Raw genomic sequence first — 20,799 nt, forward strand, 5'->3', positions numbered from 1 at the left:
GCGTCCGGCCCGGTAAGCTTGAGCGGCGGTGCACCTATGCGCCGACTGTTCGCGTGCACGCCGACTGATCGTCGGCAGGCCACGGGCAGCACCCAAACTCAGGTTGAGCGTAACCGGGATCGCGGAGGATATGGCGAAGAAAGACGGGGCCATCGAGGTCGAGGGTCGAGTTGTCGAGCCGCTGCCCAATGCGATGTTCCGGATCGAGCTCGAGAACGGTCACAAGGTTCTCGCGCACATCAGCGGAAAGATGCGGCAGCACTACATTCGTATCCTTCCGGAAGACCGCGTGGTCGTCGAGCTGTCGCCGTACGACCTCTCCCGCGGCCGGATTGTCTACCGCTACAAGTGATGCCTGACGGCGTCGCGAGCTCCGCGCCCGCGGCGTCGCCCAGTGTCTCCAACCAGAGACACCACCAGACTTCCCCAGTCCTTCAGCTGGGGAAAAACTGTGTTCACACCACCTGTGTGGACCGACAAAAGATTGGACTGACGTGAAGGTTAATCCGAGCGTCAAGAAGATCTGCGAGAAGTGCAAGGTGATCCGCCGTCATGGTCGGGTCATGGTGATCTGCGACAACCTGCGCCACAAGCAGCGTCAGGGCTGATTCAGCCTCACCACCGGGCACCGATCGTCTGATCGGATTGACCGAAAAGAAGCACTCCCAGCTCCAGCACGCACATACGTGTGCGTGCCATCCACCGGCACGGAGGCCGGTGCCCCCACCTTGTAAAGACGGGGGGACGGACGGGGAGCAGACCTCCGCCACCATTAAGGAACTGCCACATGGCACGTCTGATGGGCGTTGATCTCCCGCGCGAAAAGCGTATGGAGATCGCGCTGACCTACATTTTCGGAATCGGGCGCACCCGCGCCACCCAGATCCTTGCCGAGACGGGCGTGAGCCCCGACCTGCGTTCCAAGGACCTGAGCGACGACGATCTCGCGAAGCTTCGCGAGTACATCGAAGCCACGGACTACAAGGTCGAAGGTGACCTGCGCCGCGAGGTTCAGGCCGATATTCGTCGCAAGATCGAGATCGGCTGCTACCAGGGCATCCGCCACCGTCGTGGCCTGCCCGTGCGTGGTCAGCGCACCAAGACCAATGCGCGCACGCGCAAGGGTCCGAAGAAGACCGTCGCCGGCAAGAAGAAGTAGGGATAGCGTATGCCTCCGAAGAGCCGGGCCGCTGGCCCGAAGAAGTCTCAGAAGTCGCGTCGCCGGGATAAGAAGAACATCCCGCACGGCCACGCGCACATCAAGAGCACGTTCAACAACACGATCGTCTCGATCACCGACCCCGAGGGCAATGTCATCTCGTGGGCGTCGTCGGGTCACGTCGGTTTCAAGGGTTCGCGTAAGAGCACCCCGTTCGCCGCGCAGCTCGCTGCCGAGAACGCTGCCCGCAAGGCGCAGGAGAACGGCGTCAAGAAGGTCGACGTGTTCGTGAAGGGCCCGGGTTCGGGCCGCGAGACCGCGATCCGTTCGCTGCAGGCCGCAGGCCTGGAGGTCGGCTCGATCTCCGATGTCACTCCCCAGCCGCACAACGGCTGCCGTCCGCCCAAGCGGCGTCGCGTCTAATAGCGGGAAAGGAAAAAGCTTAAAATGGCACGTTATACAGGCCCCATCACCCGCAAGTCGCGTCGTCTGCGCGTCGACCTCGTCGGAGGCGACCAGGCGTTCGAGCGTCGTCCTTACCCGCCCGGCCAGCACGGCCGCGCGCGGATCAAGGAATCCGAGTACCTCATGCAGCTGCAGGAGAAGCAGAAGGCTCGCTTCTCGTACGGCGTCATGGAGAAGCAGTTCCGTCGTTACTACGAAGAGGCCAACCGCCTCAAGGGTAAGACCGGCGACAACCTGCTGCGTCTGCTCGAGTCGCGTCTGGACAACGTCGTGTACCGCGCCGGTCTGGCTCGTACCCGTCGTCAGGCCCGTCAGCTGGTCAGCCACGGTCACTTCATCGTCAACGGTGTGAACGTGAACGTCCCCAGCTTCCAGGTTTCTCAGTACGACATCATCGATGTCAAGGAGAAGTCGCTGCCGACGCTGCCGTTCCAGGTGGCTCGCGAGACCGTCGGTGACCGTCCGGTTCCCGGTTGGCTGCAGGTCGTTCCCGGCCGGCTGCGCATCCTGGTGCACCAGCTGCCCGAGCGCGCGCAGATCGATGTGCCGCTGACCGAGCAGCTCATCGTCGAGTACTACTCGAAGTAGGCGTGTTTGCCGTACCGGGGCGCTCCCGGTACGGCCCACCTACGTCTGCTCTTTGGTGGGGGCACTACAAGGACCCCCGCAATCACTGATCAGGCATCAAATAGTGGATGCCCAGACAGGAAGTAGATCCCCATGCTGATTTCCCAGCGTCCGACACTGACCGAAGAGGTTGTGGCGGAGAACCGCTCGAAGTTCACCATCGAACCCCTCGAGCCGGGCTTCGGTTACACCCTCGGCAACTCGCTGCGTCGTACCCTGCTGTCCTCCATCCCGGGGGCCGCGGTTACGAGCATTCGCATCGACGGCGTCCTGCACGAGTTCACCACCGTCCCCGGCGTGAAGGAAGATGTCACCGACATCATCCTGAACCTCAAGGGCCTGGTCGTGTCCTCCGAAGAGGACGAGCCGGTCACCATGTACGTGCGTAAGCAGGGCCCGGGCACCGTCACCGCTGGTGACATTGTTCCGCCGGCTGGCGTTATCGTGCACAACCCGGACATGCACATCGCCACCCTGAACGACAAGGGCAAGCTCGAGATCGAGCTCGTCGTCGAGCGGGGTCGCGGTTACGTGCCCGCCGTGCAGAACAAGGCGACCGGCGCGGAAATCGGCCGGATCCCCGTGGATTCGATCTACTCCCCGGTGCTCAAGGTGACCTACAAGGTCGAGGCCACCCGTGTCGAGCAGCGCACCGACTTCGACCGTCTCATCCTCGACGTGGAGACCAAGAACTCCATCACGGCTCGGGACGCGCTGGCTTCGGCCGGTAAGACCCTGGTCGAGCTCTTCGGCCTGGCCCGTGAGCTCAACGTCGAAGCCGAGGGCATCGAGATCGGCCCCAGCCCGGCCGAGGCAGATCACATCGCCTCGTTCGGTCTGCCGATCGAGGACCTGGACCTCACCGTCCGGTCCTACAACTGCCTCAAGCGCGAGGGTGTGCACACGGTGGGCGAGCTCGTTGGCCGCACCGAGTCGGATCTGCTCGACATTCGCAACTTCGGCCAGAAGTCCATCGACGAGGTGAAGGTCAAGCTGCACACGCTCGGCCTCTCGCTCAAGGACAGCCCGGCGTCGTTCGACCCGTCCTCCGTGGTGGGTTACGACGCGAGCACCGGAACGTGGAGCGACAGCGGCACGTTCAGTGATACCGACGGCGGCGAGCAGGACTACGCCGAAACCGAACAGCTTTAATACGCCCAGGAGAAACCCACAATGCCCAAGCCCAAGAAGGGTCGCCGGTTCGGCGGCTCGGCGTCGCACCAGAAGGCGATCTTCGCCAACCTGGCCACGGCGCTTTTCGAGCACGGTCGGATCACGACCACCGAGGCCAAGGCCAAGGCGGTGCGTCCCTACGCCGAGAAGATCATCACCAAGGCGAAGGCCGGCACTCTTGCCGACCGTCGCGAGGTCATGAAGGACATCCGTAACAAGGACGTCGTCCATGTCCTGTTCGCCGACATCGGCCCCTCGTTCGAGGGTCGCGAGGGTGGCTACACGCGTATCACCAAGGCGCTGCCGCGCAAGGGTGACAACGCGCCGATGGCCATCATCGAGCTGGTTCGCGAGAAGACCGTGACCAACGAGGCCGATCGTGCCCGTCGGGTCGCCGCTTCGCAGAAGACCGAAGAGGCTCCGGCCGCCGAGGTCGTCGAAGAAGCTGTCGTCGAGGCTCCGGCCGCCGACGAGGCCACCGAGGACAAGAAGGACGCCTGATTCTCAGGCTTCCTGCCGAGCCCGTCACCCTTCGTGGGTGGCGGGCTCGGTTCTTTTCTGTGTGCGACTCCAGGAGGATGGCATGACGCGGGTGCGGCTCGGAATCAGTTATGACGGAACCGATTTCACCGGGTGGGCACGTCAGCCGGGGTTGCGCACGGTGCAGGGGGTGCTCGAGGAATCACTGTCGAAGGTGTTGCGTGAGGATGTTGTTCTCACTGTTGCCGGGCGTACGGACGCGGGGGTGCACGCCGAGGGGCAGGTCGCGCACTTCGACACCGACGCCGAGTTCGACGCCGACAAGTTGATGTATCGCATGGCGAAGTTCTTGCCCAAGGACGTGCGGATCACCGAAATCTCGCCCGCCCCTGAGGAATTCGACGCTCGCTTCTCCGCGATGCGCCGCCACTACGCCTACCGCCTCACCACCGCCCCCTACGGCGCGCAGCCGTTGCAGGCACGCGGCGTGGTGCCGTGCAAGCCGGGCGTGGATCTCGAAGCGATGCGCGAATCCTCACGAAACCTGTTGGGCCTGCACAACTTCGCCGCCTTCTGCCGCCGCCGCGAAGGCGCGACCACCATCCGTGAACTGCAACGCTTCGACTGGGAACGCGACGGCGACCTGCTCACCGCCTACGTCAGCGCCGACGCCTTCTGCTGGTCGATGGTCCGCAGCCTGGTCGGCGCCGTCTTGGCCGTAGGCGAAGGCCGCCGCACCCCCGACTGGACCCGCACCCTGCTCGCCGAAACCGAACGCTCGAGCTCGGTCACCGTCGCCCCCGCCCACGGCCTGTCCCTGATCGCCGTCGACTACCCCGCCGACGCCGACCTCGCGGCCCGCAACATGCAGACTCGCGAAACCCGCACGGTGCCGGTTCCCGACGGTGGTTGCTGTGGCGATTAGGCCTATTAGCCAAAGCAATTAGTTGGCTATTGTTCCCGGACCCATGTTTCTGGCGGATCGGTGATCGCAATACGCTATTTAGCGTGGTTGCACTCACATTCCTGGAATTCTGATTCCGGCTACTGCTAGATTCCCTCTCGTAGGCGCGAGTATGGCAACCACCTGGCCAATTCCGCTGCCAGCTGTGGTTGTCGAGAGAGTGGGTACCGTCGATGGATACGTCCACCGCGGGTTCGTTCGACGAGTGGGAAGCGGTGATGACCAACGCCTACGTCCCCGTGGCGATCGAACCGCTGGGGCAAACGGGTCCTTTCCGCGGCGAACTCACTCACGACACCTTCGACGGCGTGGAATTCAGCACGCTGTATTCCAGCGGACAGCGGGTACGGCGCACCCCGCGCTTGATCGCTCGATCGAACATCGAAGTGCTGTACGTCGGGATCTGCGTATCGGGTTCGGGTCGGGTGCGACAAGACGGTCGACTCGCGGAATTGCGGCGGGGCGACATGGTTTTCGTGGACAGCAGGCGGCCGAACTGGTGGGAATCCGACGGACTGCACGAGCAGATCGTTGTCCAGGTGCCGGTGTCGATCCTGGCCGACCGCGGGGGTTGGACTCAGCCACTCACGCCCTCGGCCATTACCGTCAAGGCCGATAGCGCGGCTGCGGTGGTCACCGACTTTCTCCGCAATATCGCGTCACTGCAGGCCGGTCACCCCGCGCAAGCGGCGGAATTGGCCGCGCACAGTGTGCCGTTGCTGGCCTCGGCCTTGGCATTGACCGCCGGGCAGTTGCCAGGGGAGCTGGGAATGCACGCGTTGTCGCGCAGGCGGGTGCTGGCGTTCATGCAGCAGCGGTGCATCGATCCAACGCTCACAGTCGATGACATCGCCCGCGCCTGCCTGCTGTCGCGGCGTGCGCTGTACCGACTCTTCGACGGCAGCGATGTCGGTGTCATGGCGCGATTGTGGAGTTTCCGGGTGGAGCGGGCGAAAACGCTGCTGCTCGCGGACCCGCAGCGGCCGGGCGCCACGATTGCCGGGCTGGCCGGATTCGCGAACGAGCGACAGTTCTATCGAGTTTTCCGTACGACGACGGGAGTGACGCCGGGAGAATTCCGGGGGAGGGTTCGATGACTACCGATAATGCCATTCAGAAACAATCCTTCGCGGAGTGGGAGTCACTGCTCTCGGAAAGCTATGTGCCATTGGCTGTCGAACCTGATCGGGAGGCGGTCTTTCACGGCAATATCGCGCGCACCAGCATGCCGGGATTCGACTTGTCGACCATCAGTGGCAGTGGGCAGCGGATTCGGCGGACCAAGCGGGGGATCGCGCGGACCGAGGGGGAGTTTCTGCTGGTCTCGATCCTGACGCAGGGGTCTGGACGGTTACATCAGGATGGGCGGGTTGCGGTGGTGGGGGCTGGGGACATGGTCCTGTATGACACGTCGCGGCCGTATCACTGGGAGATGGACGCGTCGTGGGCGCACGTGGTGGTGCAGACGCCGTTGGAATCGGTGCGGGACAATTCGACTGTGGTGCCTACCGCTGTAGCTGTGCGGGCGGCTAGTCCGGGTGGGGTGGTTGCGGGGTTCTTTCGCGATCTGGCGCGAATTCAGCAGATCGCGCCTGACCAGGCGAATGTCCTGGCCGATAACGGGATTGCGTTGCTGGCTTCGGCGGTGCGGCTGGCCGCGGGTGAGTTGCCGACCGGGCTAGCGGGGGAGGCGCTGGGGCGGGAACACGTTTTGGCGTATATGCGGCGGCGATTCACCGATCCCGGACTGACTGTCGACGAGATCGCGCGGGCTTGTCTGTTGTCGCGTCGCAGCCTGTACAGGGTGTTCGACGAGGGTGGAATCGGTGCGGAGTTGCGGCGAATGCGGGTGGAACATGCGCGCGCCCTGCTCGTGGGTGAGCGGGGGCGTTCGATGGCGTCGATCGCGCTGGCGTCCGGGTTCGCCTCCGATCGTCAGTTCTTCCGTGCGTTTCGTTGCGAAGTGGGTATGACCCCTGGTGAGTACCGGGAAGCGCACGGCGCCTGAGGAAACCGACGGGTTGGCACGCATCGTCGGTCGGCTGGCACGCAATGACAGTTTGAGGCTCGAAATTCTGCGAGAGAGTGAAACGAGCACTTTTATCAGGATGAGCGACGAGGGGTCACGATGAGCCGGATACGCGTGGCGGCTGTGCAAGCCGAGCCGAAATGGTTGAACTTGTCCGCCGGGGTGGAACAGACCATCGGATACATCGAGGACGCCGCCGACGGTGGTGCGCAGTTGGTGGCCTTTCCCGAGACGTTTCTGCCGGGATTTCCGTGGTGGATGTGGCTGAACTCCGTCGACTGGGGTGGGGAATTCCTCAACCGATATCTCGCGAACGCGTTGACCGCCAACGGTCCGGAGTTGCGGGCGATCGCGTATGCCGCGCGGCGCAAGGGGATTCACGTATCGGTCGGGTTCGCGGAGCGGGCCGGGCACGAGGTTTTCATGTCCCAGGCACTGATCGGCGCCGACGGGACTGTCGCGGTAGTTCGTAAAGCCGAACCGACAGGACTCGAACGGACTGTTTTCAGCACCTCGCTCGGTGGGCTGCTGGTCCGTGACACCGAACTCGGACGGATCGGCGTGCTCGGCGGCACCGATCATCTTCGTGCGGATATGCGCGCCCGAATGCACGAGCAACGGGAACAAATCCACATCGCGGCCTGGCCGGGATTCACCGTCTACTACGGCGAGGACAAGGACTGGGGTCCCGGACTCGATACCGCCGCCAGCGTGCGTTATGCGATGGACGGCGCGACACACGTCATCGCACCGGTGGCGGTGGTGCCGGTGGCCGGGTGGGAAGTTGTCGACGCGCGGATGCCGGACCGACGGCTGTTGCGCGGCGGTGGGGGAGTTTCGCGGATTTTCAGCCCTGGTGGGTTGGAGTTGGCGACGCCGTTGGCGGAGGGGGCGGAGGGGTTGCTGTTCGCGGAGATGGAGGTCGGCCGGTCGTTGCGGTCGGTGGGGGAACGTTCGATGCACACGCCGAGTGGGCGGGTTGTGCGGCGTGAGCGAGAGGTGGCCGAATCGGCGTGACCGGTCCGCCGGTGGGGCTATCGTGGCCGTAGAGTCGGTTATGTCCCGGAGGTCGGCTGCGGATGCCCATCGAAACGACGACGCTCGATTTCTCGTCGCCGACGCCGCGCGGTGCGGCTGTGGACGAGTGGGAAATGTACATGTCGCAGTCCTACGTCCCGGTCTCCGTCGACCCACATCCCGAGCGACCCTTCTACGGCCGCGTCACCTCGGGCACGCTGCCGGGTCCGGCGGATTTCACGCTGGCGACATTCGCGGGCAGCCATCAGGTGATGAGTTGCTCCAGGTCGCAGGCCCGCGCAGGCGAGGGATATCTGCTGGCCAGCGTGCATATCGACGGCCAGATGTGTATGAACCAGGACGGGCGCAGGGCCCCGACTCGTGCCGGTGACATGGTCTTCTTCGACACGTCCGTTCCGTACCACTGGGACAACGGGCCGGATGACTGGAGTGGCGGGGCAGCTTTCGAGGTGGTCATCGTGCAGGTGCCGTTGCGCTTGCTGCGGGCGCAACCGGGACTCGATTCACTGCGGCTACCGACCGCGGTGACAGTGCCGGCCGACAGTCCCGCGGGCGCGGTCGCGGGCTTTTTCCGCAGGCTCGCGCGGTTCCAAGTGGAAGCGCCGGCCGAAGCACAGACGTTGGCAAGCAGCGCGCTCGGCATGATCGGCTCCGCGGTGCTGCTGGCCGCGGGGAAACGGCCGGTCGACGAGCCTGCCGATCAGCTCAGTCGCGAACACGTGATGACCTACCTGCGCGAACACTGCACGGATCCCGGATTGACCATCGACGAGGTCGCGGCGGTCTGTCATATTTCGCGCCGCACGCTGTTCCGAATCTTCGACGGCGGTGACAGTGTGGGTGCGACCTTGCGCAAGCTGCGGGTTCGGCGCGCGCAGACCATGCTCGCGAGTGCGCGCCGACATTCGTTCGCCGAGGTGGCATTTGGATCGGGCTTCGCTTCGGAGCGGCATTTCTATCGCTGTTTTCGACGTGAAACCGGAATGACGCCGGGTGAATATCGGCAGGTCCATCGCGGATGAGTTTTTCTCCTTCTTGCCTTGCCCGTTCTGGAAATTGCTGAAAGGGGCTTGCGGAGTGGGGTTTTCGCTGGTGTCAACGCGTTGAGGGGGATCGGGGGCGCGGCTATTCTGAGGATGCCGTAGGTACGGCTATGTCTGAATCCTTGCGGGAGGACGCCGATGGGGAACGAACCGACGACGCTCGAATTTTCGGCGGCCACACCCCGTGACGCAGCATTTGAAGAGTGGGAGGCGGCGATGCAGCAGAACTGCCTTCCTCTCGCGGTCACGCCCCGGCAGGGCGCCCCGTTCGCTGGGCGACTCACTTCCAGTTCACTGGATGGCACAACCGATTTCGGGCTCACGGTGATCGGTGCCACGAATCAGGAAGTGCGCCGACGCGATCGTCATGTCAGGGCGGCTGTCGATGAGTACCTGTTCTTCAGCATTCAAACAAAAGGGCAGGCGCGTCTGGACCAGGACGGTCGATCTGTCCTGCTCAATCCGGGCGACACGTCCTTCTACGATACGAGTCGACCGTCTTGCTGGACTGTCGATGGTGCGTGCGAGATGGTGGCCGTGCAGGTCCCGCTCCGTCTGGTTCGCGCACAGCCCGGCGTCGGTCAACTGGTGATACCCACCGCGATCGCGCTGCCTCCGACCAGCGCGGCCGGGGTGGTGTCCACCTACTTTCGCGATCTCGTCCGCATCCGCGAGGAATCGCCTGCCCAAGCCGACATCCTGTCCCGCAACGCCCTGGACCTTGTGAGCTCCGCGGTTCTGCTCGCCACCGGTGAGCACCCGGTTGACGCACCCGCCGACACCTTCGGTCGAGAACAGGTCTTGGTCTACCTCCGCAAACACTGCACCGACCCGGAATTGACTATCGACCAAGTCGCCGCCGCCTGCCATATCTCCCGCCGCACGCTGTTTCGGGCCTTCGTCGGTACCGACGACAGCTTCGGCACGGCGCTTCGTAGGTTGCGTTTGCATCATGCGCGGAAACTGTTGGCCCGCAACAGGACGCAATCATTGCCAGCAGTTGCCTTCGACTCGGGGTTCACCTCGGAGCGACACTTCTACCGCGTGTTCCAACAGGAATTCGGGATGACTCCGGGTGAGTATCGCCGATCGCATATCGGATAGTCAGGCTGCTTGCGGCACTCGCTGTGGACGTCCTGAAAGAGGTTTTCCTATCGAGGTTTTCGCTGGTCATGTGACTTGCTATCGCATTGAGAGGCCGTGTGCACGGGACTATTCTGGGGTGATGCCGTGGTGACGGCTATGCCTGATTCCCGTTTTCCGGAGGACGCCTGTGGCGAACGAACCGACGACGCTGGAGTTTTCGGCTGCGGATTCCCGGGACGAGACGTTCGAGCAGTGGGAAGCGGTGATGCAGCAGACCTATCTTCCGCTGGCCGTTTCGCCTCGGCGGCAGGCTCCGATGTCCGGGCGGCTGACGTCGGGTTCTCTCGACGGCGGAGTCGATTTCGGTCTCACGGAGATTCGCGTCGAGAACCAGGAAGTGCGCCGGGGCGACAGCCATATCAGGGCAGCTTCGGACGAGTACCTGTTCTTCGGCATTCAGACGGTGGGGCGAGCACGACTGGAGCAGGACGGGAGGTCTGTGCTGCTGCGACCGGGCGAGGCAACGTTCTTCGACACCAGTCTGCCGTCGTGCTGGTCTGTCGACGGCGCGTGCGAGATGGTGCTCGTGCAGGTCCCGATTCGGTTGGTGCGCGAGCAACCGGGAGTCGGTCAGTTGGTGATTCCGACTGCGACGGCCATGTCACCGACCAGCGCGGTGGGCGTGATCGCCACCTTCTTTCGCGATCTGGTCCGCGTCCGCGAGCAATCACCCGCGCAGGCGGAGATCCTGTCCCGCAATGCCCTCGACCTGATCAGCTCGGCTGTGCTGCTCGGCACCGGCGGACGTCCGATCGACACGCCCGCCGACGCCTTCAGCCGTGAGCACGTGCTGATGTACCTCCGAAACCATTGCACCGAACCCGAATTGACCATCGACCAGATCGCGGGCGCCTGCCACATCTCCCGACGCACGCTGTTCCGACTGTTCGACGGCACCGGCGAAACTCTCACCACCACGCTGCGCAAGCTACGAGTCCAGCACGCGCGAAAACTGTTGGCCGGCAACAACACGCACTCACCGGCCACCATCGCCTACGCCTCCGGCTTCGCTTCCGAGCGCCAGTTCTACCGCGTGTTCGGTCAGGAAACCGGGATGACACCCGGTGAGTACCGGCAATCACGCCTGTAGATGATCAACATGGCACCGATTGTCAGAACCTTGGCGCGGACGGACTGTAAGTACGTTTGCACTTGCAGCACACTGGAATTCGTTGGACCAGTGAGGAGCGGGCGCGATGGCGATTCGGATTCGGGCGGCGGCGGTGCAAGCGGAGCCGGCTTGGCTGCATCTGCCCGCCGGGGTCGCGCAGACGATCGGGTTCATCGAGGACGCGGGGGCGGGCGGGGCGCAGTTGGTGGCGTTTCCCGAGGTGTTCCTGCCGGGGTATCCGTGGTGGTTGTGGCTGAATTCGGTCGACTGGGGGTCTGAGTTCCAGTCGCGGTATCTGGCCAACGCGATGACCGCCGATGGGCCGGAGATGCGGGCCATCGCCGATGCCGCGCAGTGGGCGGGGGTGTGGGTGGTGCTCGGGTTCGCGGAGCGGGCAGGCGACGAGATCTTCATGTCGCAGGCGATGGTGAGCCCGGCGGGGGTGGTGCAGGTGTCGCGCAAGCAGTGGCCGACGCCGCTGGAACGTGAAGTCTTCGCCGACGGTGTGCTGCCGTCGGTGGTTTACCACACTGAGCTGGGCCGGGTCGGCGTCCTGGGGGGAGCCGATCATCTGTGCCCGGACCGGCGCGTGGACCTGTGGCGGGAGCAGGTCCACGTTGCCGCGTTCTCCGGTTTCACGGTGTATCACGAGGTCAGCGAGGACATCGTGGTCGCGGTGAACAGTTCGGTCGCGCAGCAGTACGCGCGCGACAGCGGGGTGGTGGTGATCGCGCCGACGGCGTTGGTACCGATGACGGGATGGTCGGTGGTGGACGCGCGGTCGCCGCAGCACCTGCTGCTCAGCGGCGGGGGCGGGGTGGCGCGGATCCTCGGGCCGGACGGCAACGACCTGGTTCGGCCGTTGCCGCCGGGCAAGACGGGGCTGCTGTTCGCCGATCTGGTGCTCGACGAAACGGGCAATCCGTGGACCGACGGGCGAACGGACATTCGCGCGGCGGGGTAGGCGAAGTTGCCCGCCGTCAAGGATTCAGCTGCGAACCAGACGTGCGATCGCGTCGGTCGCCTCTTTGATCTTCGCTTCCGCTTCGGGTCCACCGGCCACCGCCGCGTCGACCACGCAGTGCGAGATGTGGTCCTCGAGCAGCCCCATCGCGACAGCCTGCAGCGCCTTCGTCATCGCCGAGACCTGGGTGAGGATGTCGATGCAGTACTTTTCCTCTTCGACCATCCGCTGCAGCCCGCGGGACTGGCCTTCGATGCGGCGCAGTCGCTTGAGGTAGTCGTCTTTGGCGGTGATGTAGCCGTGGCCTGCGTGACCCGCGTGCTCGCCGCCGGTCGCGGTGTCGGGGGTGGGTGTTGTCACCGAAGGTCTCCTCGCCTGCCTGGGTAGCTCGCCTGGCGAACTAATACCCCCCTAGGGTACAGTTTCGCGGCGGAATTGTCAGATGGGTCCCCGGTGATGCGCGCGACCGTGGCGGACGGAAGAATCGGTGGCATGAGTACGCTTGCCCGGCCCGCGCTCGCTGTCATCGGCGGCAGTGGCTTCTATGACTTCTTCGACAACGACGCGGTGCACGTCGAGGTCGACACACCGTACGGCGCGCCGAGTGCGCCGGTCGCGATCGGCGAGGTGGACGGCCGCGCTGTCGCGTTCCTGCCTCGGCACGGCAAGCAACACGAATTCGCGCCGCACACCCTGCCCTACCGGGCGAATATGTGGGCGCTGCGCTCGCTGGGGGTGCGCCGGGTGTTCGCGCCGTGCGCGGTCGGCAGCCTGCGCGCCGATTGGGGTCCGGGCACGGTGGCGGTGCCGGATCAGCTCGTGGACCGCACGTCGGGCCGCGCGCAGACCTACTTCGACGGTGGAGGCATTCACGTGTCCTTCGCCGATCCGTATTGCGATGATCTGCGCGCCGCCGCGGTGAAGTCCGCTGGTGACATGCGGGTCGAGGATTCCGGGACGATGGTCGTGGTGCAGGGGCCGCGGTTCTCCACGCGTGCCGAGAGTCGCTGGTTCGCGGGGCAGGGTTGGGATCTGGTCAATATGACCGGGCATCCCGAAGCTGTTCTGGCTCGTGAACTCGAAATGTGTTACGCGGCAGTCGCTCTCGTGACCGACCTGGATGCCGGGCTCGAAGAGGGCGACGGGGTGCACGCGGTGGATGTGTTCGCGGAGTTCAAGAAGAACCTGGGCCCGTTCAAGGAGCTCATGCGCCGCGCGGTCACCGCGGTCGACGACACCGACGCCTGCGATCGGTGCCGTGTGCACGCCGGGGTGTCGCTGCCCTTCGAGCTGCCGTAATCGCCGCAGCCGGGCGGTGACTTGCAGCGGGCATTCCGGTCGCGGCGCGCCCTGGGCCGATCACCCTTGCGGCGCGGTGACCTGCAGTTGAGCGAGCATGAACGCAGGCACCGCGCCGCCGTCGGGCAACGGTGAGACCTCCACGTCGACGGTGAGCCACCCGCCTTCCTCGGCCGCCAACCGCAACCCGGTCAGCCCGGCTCGGGTGGCGCCGGCCAGGATTTCGGTGCGCAACGCGGCGATCCTGGGCCGGTCGTCGGGGTGCGGAACGGTCCGTTCGTCGACCCCGCGCCAGCGCAGCCCCGGCATCGGCTCGGTCACCCACCGCACCGCACGGACCTGCGCGGTGTCGAGGATGACCAGGAACAGTCCGGGCTGACTCTCACGCAGCAGGTCCAGCGTCGCGGCTTCGAACGACTTCGGTTGCGGCGCAATGCTGTCGGTGACGTCGATGGCGATACCGCGCCAGTCGAACCGTCCTTCGTCGTCGTGACCGTTGCGCGCGGCCACCAGCAGCGAACGCGGGCCGATCCCCGAATACACGGTCGCGATTCCCGACCACCGGCTGCCGGGATCCGAACGCGACAGTGCCGCAATGACTTCCAACGCATTGTCGAACCGTTCGATGCGCTGGAACGGTTCGGCGCCGGTGTATTCGAAAGGCCCCGAACCGAAATGGGGTCCCAGACCCTCGGGTTGGGTTCGCACGATCCGGGCGTGCGAGTCGACCTGGAACGGCGCCACGCTCAGTTCCTCTTCAGGAGCTTTCTCGCCGACCCACACTTTCACCGCATGGGTGGACACCTCCGACCACAGCACCGGTACAGCCCGAAACTGCAATTGTGACCACGGGTTTCGCGACTTCGGCAGCACCTGCTCGACCGGCGCGCCCGTGGCATGAGCGGTCGCGATCAGCGCCTGCAACCGGGACGGGATCGCCCGCTGATACGACGCCCACTCGCGCGGCGACGTCCCCGCGCACAGCATCGACCAGGTATCCGGTCGGCCCAGTGTCTCCACCAGTTGCCAACGTCCGATGATCACGTGCGACCCCCTCGCCCCCATGAAAGCTTCACGAGTGCGCTCCATCGTGCCTGATCCGGCCGACGGGGCAAGTCAGGGGTGGCGGAGTGTCGTTAAGCTCGCGGCATGAATGCACCGCTGCGGTTGGAGATCATCGTCGCCAGCACCCGCCCCGAGCGGTTCGCGGATGTGGTCGCGGGCTGGTTGGTCACCGCGCTGCGTGAGCGGCCCGACTTCGAGGTGGGGGTGCTGGACCTGCGCGAACTGGACCTGCCTGCCGACCTGACCGAAACGCCTGCGGTCGAGGACTTCCGGGCGCGGGTAGGCGCCGCCGACGCGTTCATCGCCGTCACCTCCGAGTACAACCACGGCTACCCGGCCTCGCTGAAAACTGCGCTCGACAGCGTGAAGCACGAGTGGCGGGCCAAGCCGATCGGGTTCGTGTCCTACGGCGGGCTGTCGGGTGGGTTGCGTGCGGTGGAGCAGTTGCGTCAGGTGGTCGCGGAACTGCACATGGTGTCGGTGCGCGAATCGGTGAGCTTCGCCCAGGCCAAACGCCGCTTCGACAAGACGGGCATGACCAACGACGATGCCGCTATCGATGCCTGCGACCGGATGTTGAACCAACTGGCCTGGTGGGGAACGACTTTGCGGGCAGCCCGCACTGTCGAGCCTTATCCGGGCTGATACACGCCGCGGGATCTCCGTCGAGACCGGCGTAATCGTACAATTCGCGCGTTTTTAATCAGTTTTCTGACAAAAAGCGGCCCGATTGTACGATTACGCCGGGTGAATCCGATCAGGCCGACGCCATAGCGCGCTGCCCACGCGGTGCGCCGATGTAGGTGGACTCGCGCGGGATCGACACCAGCGTGAGGTTCACCCTGGTGGTTCCCGTGCGCAGCACCACCCGGTTGCCGATCGCGCCCGGCTGGAAGATCTCCAGGTCGGGGCGGGAAGCGGGCCAGCCGTTCGGGTCGCCGGTGAGGTAGATCGTGGTGACGCCGGCGTGCGGGGCGGGGGCGAGCACACCGTCGACGACCGTGGCGGTGAAACCCGCGTCGGACTGGTGGGTTTCGACCGCGATGGTCAGGCGTTCGGGGTTGCCCACGGTGGTGACCAGCTGCTCCCAGGCCTGCGCCCGGTCGGTGCGCACCAGCACGCGTTCGCCCACGGCCAGCGCGCGGAACACCAACTGCTGCGCCAGATACAGCTCACCGGCGACATACACCGTCGAGATGCCGGTGCCCACGATCCTGGTGGCAACGCCGTTGCCCTCGTCGTCGGAGCCGAGCAGCTGCCCGCAACCCGACGACGGAAGATGCAGGGCACCAATGACATCGATGGGGAACTCGGTGGTCGGGATGGTGTCGTCGACCCCGGGTACCGCGATGGGCAGGTGGGCCAGCAGCGCGTCGCGATGGCGTCCGCGCATGGACACCATGCCCTTGGACTTGGTCTTCTCCGGCAGCTCGCGCGCGGTCAAACGCCATGCGGCACCGACGCTGACGGACTCGGCGTCGCTACCGGGACGCAGTCGCACGGCGACCGTGGTGCCTCGCGAGGGCGCGACCCACAGCTGCGCGAGCAGATCCGAACCCAACTGCTTGGGGTCCACTGCCGCACCGATATTCACCGCGTTGCCGATCTCGGCGTACTTCCACCGCTGACTCAGCGTGCGCGGATCCAGACCGGCGGTGATCTGCTGCACGGCCTTGCGGATCTCGGGCGCGGTCAGGATGCGCGCGTTGCAGTCGGCGTCTTCGAGGGTGCGCATGATCCGCTGGGTGGCGATCGTGACCGCGCGCGACGCACCGTCGACGCCGCCACCGCGACGCTCGGTCGCATCGGGGCAGTTCACCGCGTCGAAACTGATCGCCAACCACACCGTGCGGTGCGCGGTCGCGGGTAGCGGGCCGAGCAGCGATTCGTAGATCGCGCCCGCGGGGGTGCCGGACCGGCTGCGGTGGCCGTGGCTGATGATGTCGATTCCGCTGAGCAGGATGTCGTGCTGGTTCAGGCAGGCGGCCAGTTCGGGCAGCGGCAGCAGGTGCGAGGCGTGCACGGCGGTGCGGGCGATTCGGGTCAGCCCGCCCTTGGGGGCAAGGACCTCGACCACGGTGACCACGCGACTGCCGTCCCAGTACAGGCCGAGCGAGCGGCCGTCGGTGTCACGGAAGTCGACGGTGTCGCCGAGTGTGTAGTCGCGCTTGCCCAGGTACCGGCGAATGGTCGACAGCCAGTCCAGGATCGTGCGCTTGCCGATCGGGATCAGCGGCAGCAAGGCCACCCCGATGGCGATGCCGAGCGAAGGCAACGGTGCCAGGCCGACGATCAGTGCCACGACCCCCGCGATCAGGCCGAGGACCTGCGCGATCAGTAGGTGCGGCAACGTGATCCGACCGAACAGCGGGCGCGGTCCCGCACCGGTGAACTCAGCCATTCGTTCCTCCCCCAGGTACCCGATTGTCGATCGGCGCCAGGCCGAATGCGAACAACTTCTGCCGGGAACTGTACTGTGTTGCCCGAGCGAGAGCACTGTTCGGGGGAGGAACCATGCCTTCAAAACCAACAACGCGCTGGCAGGTCAGCGGATACCGCTTCCTGGTGCGGCGAATGGAGCACGCCCTGGTGCGCCGGGACGTGCGAATGCTGCACGATCCGATGCGCGCGCAGACCCGTGCCTATGTGGTCGGGCTCGTGCTCGGCCTGGTCGTGCTGGCCGGTTGCGGCATCCTGGCGCTGCTGCGGCCGCAGGACAAGATCGGTGACAGCAAGATCCTGATCGCCAAGGAATCCGGCGGCGTGTACGCGGTGGTCGAGAACGTCGTGCACCCTTCGCTGAACCTGGCTTCGGCCCGGTTGGCTGTGGGTGAGGCGGCCAAGGCGTCGATCGTCAAGGAATCCGAGCTGGGGAAGAAGCCGCGCGGTCAGCTGATCGGTATCCCGGGCGCCCCGTCGTCGATTCTCTACGACAAGGGCGGCAAGGGTCGGGCGTGGACGGTGTGTGATCGGCTCAAGTCCGATGGCAGCGCCGATCTGACCACGTCGGTGCTGGCCGGTGACCCGCATCTGGGCGACAAGGCGTCGAAGGTCGAGCCGGGCAAGGCCATGCTCGTGAAGGGCAAGGACGCCACCTACCTGGTGTACGACGGCAAGCGTGCCCGCGTGAAGATGGACGATCCGGCGGTGACGCAGGCGCTGGGCATCGGCGGAGTGGTGCCGCGCCCGATCAGCGAAGGTCTGCTGAACGCCATCCCCGAGATGCTGCCGTTGATCACGCCCGTGATCGACAACCCCGGTGGCACACCGCCTTACAACGTGAGCGGCCACAAGATCGCCGACGTGGTGCAGGTCTTCAACGAGTCGAATCAGAACTATGTGGTGCTGCAGGACGGTCTGCAGCCGATTTCGGCACTGACCGCCCAGATCATCCGCAACTTCTATCCGACGGTCATGAACGGCACCACGATCCAGTCCACCGACCGCACCTTCGCACCGCACGTGCAGACGTTGAAGGTGCAGGATTATCCGGTCGAGCGACCCACCCTGATCAACGCCAAGGATCAGCCGGTGAGCTGCATGTCGTGGAAGCCGATCCCGGGTGCCACCGATAACGCCGACGCCACCGCGCGCGCCGAACTGACCTTGCTGACGGGTATCGATCTGCCGATCCCGGACAAGGCGAAGATGGTCGATCTCGCGCAGGCCGACGGCGCGGGCCCCAATGCGGACACGGTCTTCATCCCGCCGGCCTCGGGTGCCTACGTGCAGTCCACCGGTATCGAGCCGAACAGCCGTCGCAAGGACAGCCTGTTCTACATCGCCGACACCGGCGTCCGCTTCGGCATCAAGAACGGCGACGCGGTCAAGGCGCTCGGCCTCGAGCAAGTCACCGCGGAACCTGCACCGTGGCCGATCATCGGACTGCTCGCGGGTGGGCCGACGATGGGTCGGGAAGAGGCGATGGTCGCGCACGATGGTGTCGCGCCGGATCCTTCACCCGCGAAAAAGCCTGTCGCAACAGTGAATTAGTCCGGTGGGTCGCCGGATCTTCGGTGGTGGAGCGCAGTTCGGCGACCTCGGTGCGTAGCGCTTTGACCTCGTCGACCAGTTCGCGCAGCGTGTTCTCGGTGCGGTCGGCGGCGTCGTCGACGGTTTTGAGTTGTTCCACGACCCAGCTGGTCATGGTGCCGATGGCGAACGAGATCAGGCCGATGCCCAGCGTCATCAGGATCAGGGACACGAACCGGCCCTCGGTGGTCACCGGGTAGACGTCGCCGAAACCAACGGTGGTCACGGTGACCGCGGACCACCACAGGGCGTCGCCGAAGGATTCGATCTTGCTGTCGGGTGCGCCGTATTCGGCGTCGAAGAAGGCCAGGCTGGTCAGCAACAGGATGAGCACCGAACTGGTCGCCACGAAGGTCACCAGGCGGGTGCGCGGGTGCGTCGCGCGGTTGAGCGCGTCCAGCAGCAACAGCGACGCTCGGAGTAGGCGCAGCGGGCGGAACGGCGGCACGAGCACGACCAGCAGGTCCAGCGGGTGCTTGCGGATGAAGCGCGGCCGGTCGCTCGACAGCCACAACCTGACCGCGAAATCGACCGCGAACACCACCCAGATCGCGATATCCGCCCATAGCAGACTGGCATCCAGCGTCGGAGACGCGTCGGTGTCGAGCACCCGCCACGCGTACATGATCACGAATACCACCGCGAGCACGATCAACGGCAGATTCGTCGCGCGCTCCCACCGTTGTCTGCGGGTGAGGGGACGATCGGTTGAATTCATGCGGCTACCTGGCTTGATGGGTCACAGACTCCAGGACCGTACCCTGCTCTTCGGTCGATCAGGTCAGAGATCGTCGACCGACATCCCGAACTTGCGACGGATCGGGAACGAAGCCAGCACGCCGAGGACCAGGATCAGCCCGATGGCGCCCGAACCGATCAGTGCCACGTTGCGCGCGGTGTTGTCCGGCGCAGGCGGCGGTGCGGGCACGGCGAGCTGCTGACTGCGCGGCGGGCTCGACTGCTTCGGCGGAAGTTGTTTGGGCACTTCGTTTGTCAGCGCAGCGACCGGATCGACCGCGCCGTACCCGATGTATGGATTCCAGCCCTCGGCCGGTGCGTGCGCGGTGGCCTGCAGTCGTTCGATGACCTGCTTCGAAGTCAGATCGGGGAACCGGTCGCGCACCAGCGCGGCGACACCGGCGACGTACGGCGACGCGAAACTTGTTCCGCTGTAAGGCGAGTACTTGCCCTGACCGTCGTACTTGCCGTCGGAGATGCCGGTGCTGTGCTCGGGTTCGCCGGTGCGGGCGTCCAGCGAGGTGATGCCCTCACCAGGCGCCGCGATCCCGACCCACGGGCCGGGCACGGTGAACGACGACGGCGCGCCGTTGGCACCGATCGAGCCCACCGACAGCACGTACTCGTCGTACCAGGCGGGGTTCACGTAGGTGCGGATGGTGCTCCACAGATCCTGCGCGGGTTTGAGCGGGTCGGGGCCGGGATTGCCGGACTTGCAGGCGTTGTCGGAGTTGCCCGCCGAACTCACGATCACCGCGTCCTTTTCGACGGCCGCGTACCGCACAGCCGCGCCGAGCGCGCCGAACGCGGCTTCACTCGCGGGCGAACCGCTGTTGCACGCGACCAGCGAAATGTTGATCACGCGAGCGCCGAAATCGGCCGCCCGTCGGATGGCGCTGGCGAGCGAGGAGACCTTGCCGTAGCCGTCGGGCATGTCCTCGGGGGACTTGTCGCGTCCCGCGCCCTCGGCCTGATAGAGCGCGCTGGTCTGGCGAATGCTGAGAATGCGGGCCTCGGGCGCGACGCCGGAGAACCCTTCGCCCTTGACCTGGGTCGCGGCGATGATTCCGGCCACGACCGTGCCGTGCACATCGCAGTCCTCGGTGCCGTCGCCACCGGCGGCCACGTAGTCGCCGCCCGCCCACAGATCCGGCAGACGGGGATGCGGTGCCACGCCGGTATCGATCACCGCGACGAGTTGTCCTGCGCCACGGGAGAATTCCCACGCGCGTTCCAGATCCAGCGAGCGCTGACTCGCGGGAATCACCGCGGGCGTGGTGACCGGCTGGGTGCGCAGGCACAAACCGTTGACGCCACTGCCACGTTCGGTCTTGCCCGCGGGCGCGGCGGGATCTCCCGCGGGCAGCAGACCCGGGTCGATCGCAGGGGGTCGATCAGCGAAAGCTGTTCCGCTCACACCGATTCCGGCGTTGAGACCGACGACCATGGTGACGGCCGCCAGTCGG

Annotated in this window: 23 protein-coding genes; 18 read left to right on the forward strand and 5 right to left on the reverse strand. The window is 65.5% G+C overall.

Annotated features, from left to right (window positions below):
- Nucleotides 1-130: 130 nt before the first annotated feature.
- The 15 genes from infA (at nucleotide 131) to ACFWVD_RS09115 (ending at nucleotide 12,199) form a co-directional block, all read left to right on the forward strand.
- On the forward strand, nucleotides 131-352 hold the full coding sequence (gene infA, locus ACFWVD_RS09045) for a translation initiation factor IF-1 (protein WP_003418601.1): 222 nt from the start codon (nucleotides 131-133) through the stop codon (nucleotides 350-352).
- A gap of 142 nt (nucleotides 353-494) precedes the next feature.
- Entirely contained in the window at nucleotides 495-608 is a 114-nt protein-coding gene (gene rpmJ / locus ACFWVD_RS09050; RefSeq protein ID WP_056818299.1) for a 50S ribosomal protein L36, read from the forward strand.
- 179 nt (nucleotides 609-787) lie between these two features.
- Entirely contained in the window at nucleotides 788-1,159 is a 372-nt protein-coding gene (gene rpsM, locus ACFWVD_RS09055; protein WP_379241460.1) for a 30S ribosomal protein S13, read from the forward strand.
- Between the two features lie 9 nt (nucleotides 1,160-1,168).
- Nucleotides 1,169-1,582 carry a 30S ribosomal protein S11 gene (gene rpsK, locus ACFWVD_RS09060; protein WP_378547364.1) on the forward strand — a complete coding sequence of 138 codons (414 nt, stop codon included), beginning with the start codon at nucleotides 1,169-1,171 and terminating at the stop codon, nucleotides 1,580-1,582.
- Nucleotides 1,583-1,606: 24 nt separating this feature from the next.
- Nucleotides 1,607-2,212 (forward strand): 30S ribosomal protein S4, encoded by a 606-nt coding sequence (gene rpsD / locus ACFWVD_RS09065; RefSeq protein WP_379241461.1) that lies wholly within the window; start codon nucleotides 1,607-1,609, stop codon nucleotides 2,210-2,212.
- 132 nt (nucleotides 2,213-2,344) lie between these two features.
- The gene (locus tag ACFWVD_RS09070) at nucleotides 2,345-3,403 is read left to right on the forward strand and encodes a DNA-directed RNA polymerase subunit alpha (RefSeq protein ID WP_378598299.1); all 1,059 of its coding nucleotides are present in this window, start codon (nucleotides 2,345-2,347) and stop codon (nucleotides 3,401-3,403) included.
- 21 nt (nucleotides 3,404-3,424) lie between these two features.
- Complete coding sequence (rplQ, locus tag ACFWVD_RS09075; protein WP_379241462.1) at nucleotides 3,425-3,925, forward strand: 50S ribosomal protein L17; 501 nt, start codon at nucleotides 3,425-3,427, stop codon at nucleotides 3,923-3,925.
- 91 nt (nucleotides 3,926-4,016) lie between these two features.
- Complete coding sequence (truA, locus tag ACFWVD_RS09080) at nucleotides 4,017-4,829, forward strand: tRNA pseudouridine(38-40) synthase TruA (RefSeq protein ID WP_379241562.1); 813 nt, start codon at nucleotides 4,017-4,019, stop codon at nucleotides 4,827-4,829.
- Nucleotides 4,830-5,041: 212 nt separating this feature from the next.
- Complete coding sequence (locus tag ACFWVD_RS09085; RefSeq protein WP_379241463.1) at nucleotides 5,042-5,965, forward strand: helix-turn-helix domain-containing protein; 924 nt, start codon at nucleotides 5,042-5,044, stop codon at nucleotides 5,963-5,965.
- Entirely contained in the window at nucleotides 5,962-6,876 is a 915-nt protein-coding gene (locus ACFWVD_RS09090) for a helix-turn-helix domain-containing protein (protein WP_379241464.1), read from the forward strand. The genes ACFWVD_RS09085 and ACFWVD_RS09090 overlap by 4 nt, the downstream gene beginning before the upstream one ends.
- Nucleotides 6,877-6,996: 120 nt before the next feature.
- Entirely contained in the window at nucleotides 6,997-7,914 is a 918-nt protein-coding gene (locus ACFWVD_RS09095; protein ID WP_379241465.1) for a nitrilase-related carbon-nitrogen hydrolase, read from the forward strand.
- A gap of 62 nt (nucleotides 7,915-7,976) precedes the next feature.
- Entirely contained in the window at nucleotides 7,977-8,957 is a 981-nt protein-coding gene (locus ACFWVD_RS09100) for a helix-turn-helix domain-containing protein (protein ID WP_379241466.1), read from the forward strand.
- A 159-nt stretch (nucleotides 8,958-9,116) separates the two neighbouring features.
- Complete coding sequence (locus tag ACFWVD_RS09105; RefSeq protein ID WP_379241467.1) at nucleotides 9,117-10,082, forward strand: helix-turn-helix domain-containing protein; 966 nt, start codon at nucleotides 9,117-9,119, stop codon at nucleotides 10,080-10,082.
- A 169-nt stretch (nucleotides 10,083-10,251) separates the two neighbouring features.
- Nucleotides 10,252-11,214 (forward strand): helix-turn-helix domain-containing protein, encoded by a 963-nt coding sequence (locus ACFWVD_RS09110; RefSeq protein WP_379241468.1) that lies wholly within the window; start codon nucleotides 10,252-10,254, stop codon nucleotides 11,212-11,214.
- Nucleotides 11,215-11,320: 106 nt separating this feature from the next.
- On the forward strand, nucleotides 11,321-12,199 hold the full coding sequence (locus tag ACFWVD_RS09115; RefSeq protein ID WP_379241469.1) for a nitrilase-related carbon-nitrogen hydrolase: 879 nt from the start codon (nucleotides 11,321-11,323) through the stop codon (nucleotides 12,197-12,199).
- Between the two features lie 24 nt (nucleotides 12,200-12,223).
- On the opposite strand, the gene ACFWVD_RS09120 is transcribed toward ACFWVD_RS09115, so the two are convergent.
- A complete protein-coding gene (locus ACFWVD_RS09120) occupies nucleotides 12,224-12,559 on the reverse strand; it encodes a metal-sensitive transcriptional regulator (RefSeq protein ID WP_379241470.1) in 336 nt (111 codons plus the stop codon).
- Between the two features lie 132 nt (nucleotides 12,560-12,691).
- Here ACFWVD_RS09120 and ACFWVD_RS09125 point away from each other — a divergent pair, with 132 nt between their 5' ends.
- Nucleotides 12,692-13,498 (forward strand): S-methyl-5'-thioadenosine phosphorylase, encoded by an 807-nt coding sequence (locus ACFWVD_RS09125; protein ID WP_379241471.1) that lies wholly within the window; start codon nucleotides 12,692-12,694, stop codon nucleotides 13,496-13,498.
- A gap of 60 nt (nucleotides 13,499-13,558) precedes the next feature.
- Here ACFWVD_RS09125 and ACFWVD_RS09130 read toward each other — a convergent pair whose 3' ends face one another.
- A complete protein-coding gene (locus ACFWVD_RS09130) occupies nucleotides 13,559-14,542 on the reverse strand; it encodes a GAF domain-containing protein (protein ID WP_379241472.1) in 984 nt (327 codons plus the stop codon).
- A 105-nt stretch (nucleotides 14,543-14,647) separates the two neighbouring features.
- Between ACFWVD_RS09130 and ACFWVD_RS09135 the strand changes: the two genes are divergently transcribed.
- Nucleotides 14,648-15,208, forward strand: coding sequence for an NADPH-dependent FMN reductase (locus tag ACFWVD_RS09135; protein WP_379241473.1), 561 nt, complete (start codon nucleotides 14,648-14,650; stop codon nucleotides 15,206-15,208).
- 112 nt (nucleotides 15,209-15,320) lie between these two features.
- On the opposite strand, the gene eccE is transcribed toward ACFWVD_RS09135, so the two are convergent.
- Nucleotides 15,321-16,964, reverse strand: a complete 1,644-nt coding sequence (gene eccE / locus ACFWVD_RS09140) for a type VII secretion protein EccE (protein ID WP_379241474.1) — start codon at nucleotides 16,962-16,964, stop codon at nucleotides 15,321-15,323.
- Between the two features lie 113 nt (nucleotides 16,965-17,077).
- Between eccE and eccB the strand changes: the two genes are divergently transcribed.
- Nucleotides 17,078-18,556 carry a type VII secretion protein EccB gene (gene eccB, locus ACFWVD_RS09145; protein WP_379241475.1) on the forward strand — a complete coding sequence of 493 codons (1,479 nt, stop codon included), beginning with the start codon at nucleotides 17,078-17,080 and terminating at the stop codon, nucleotides 18,554-18,556.
- Here the strand turns inward: eccB and ACFWVD_RS09150 are convergent.
- Together ACFWVD_RS09150 and mycP are read right to left on the reverse strand one after the other, a co-directional pair.
- Nucleotides 18,441-19,313 (reverse strand): potassium channel family protein, encoded by an 873-nt coding sequence (locus ACFWVD_RS09150; RefSeq protein WP_379241476.1) that lies wholly within the window; start codon nucleotides 19,311-19,313, stop codon nucleotides 18,441-18,443. The two genes, eccB and ACFWVD_RS09150, sit on opposite strands and share 116 nt — an antisense overlap.
- Nucleotides 19,314-19,376: 63 nt before the next feature.
- Complete coding sequence (mycP, locus tag ACFWVD_RS09155; RefSeq protein ID WP_379241563.1) at nucleotides 19,377-20,780, reverse strand: type VII secretion-associated serine protease mycosin; 1,404 nt, start codon at nucleotides 20,778-20,780, stop codon at nucleotides 19,377-19,379.
- Nucleotides 20,781-20,799 lie beyond the last annotated feature (19 nt).

Source organism: Nocardia sp. NPDC058666 (assembly GCF_042714895.1).
Lineage (GTDB): Bacteria > Actinomycetota > Actinomycetes > Mycobacteriales > Mycobacteriaceae > Nocardia.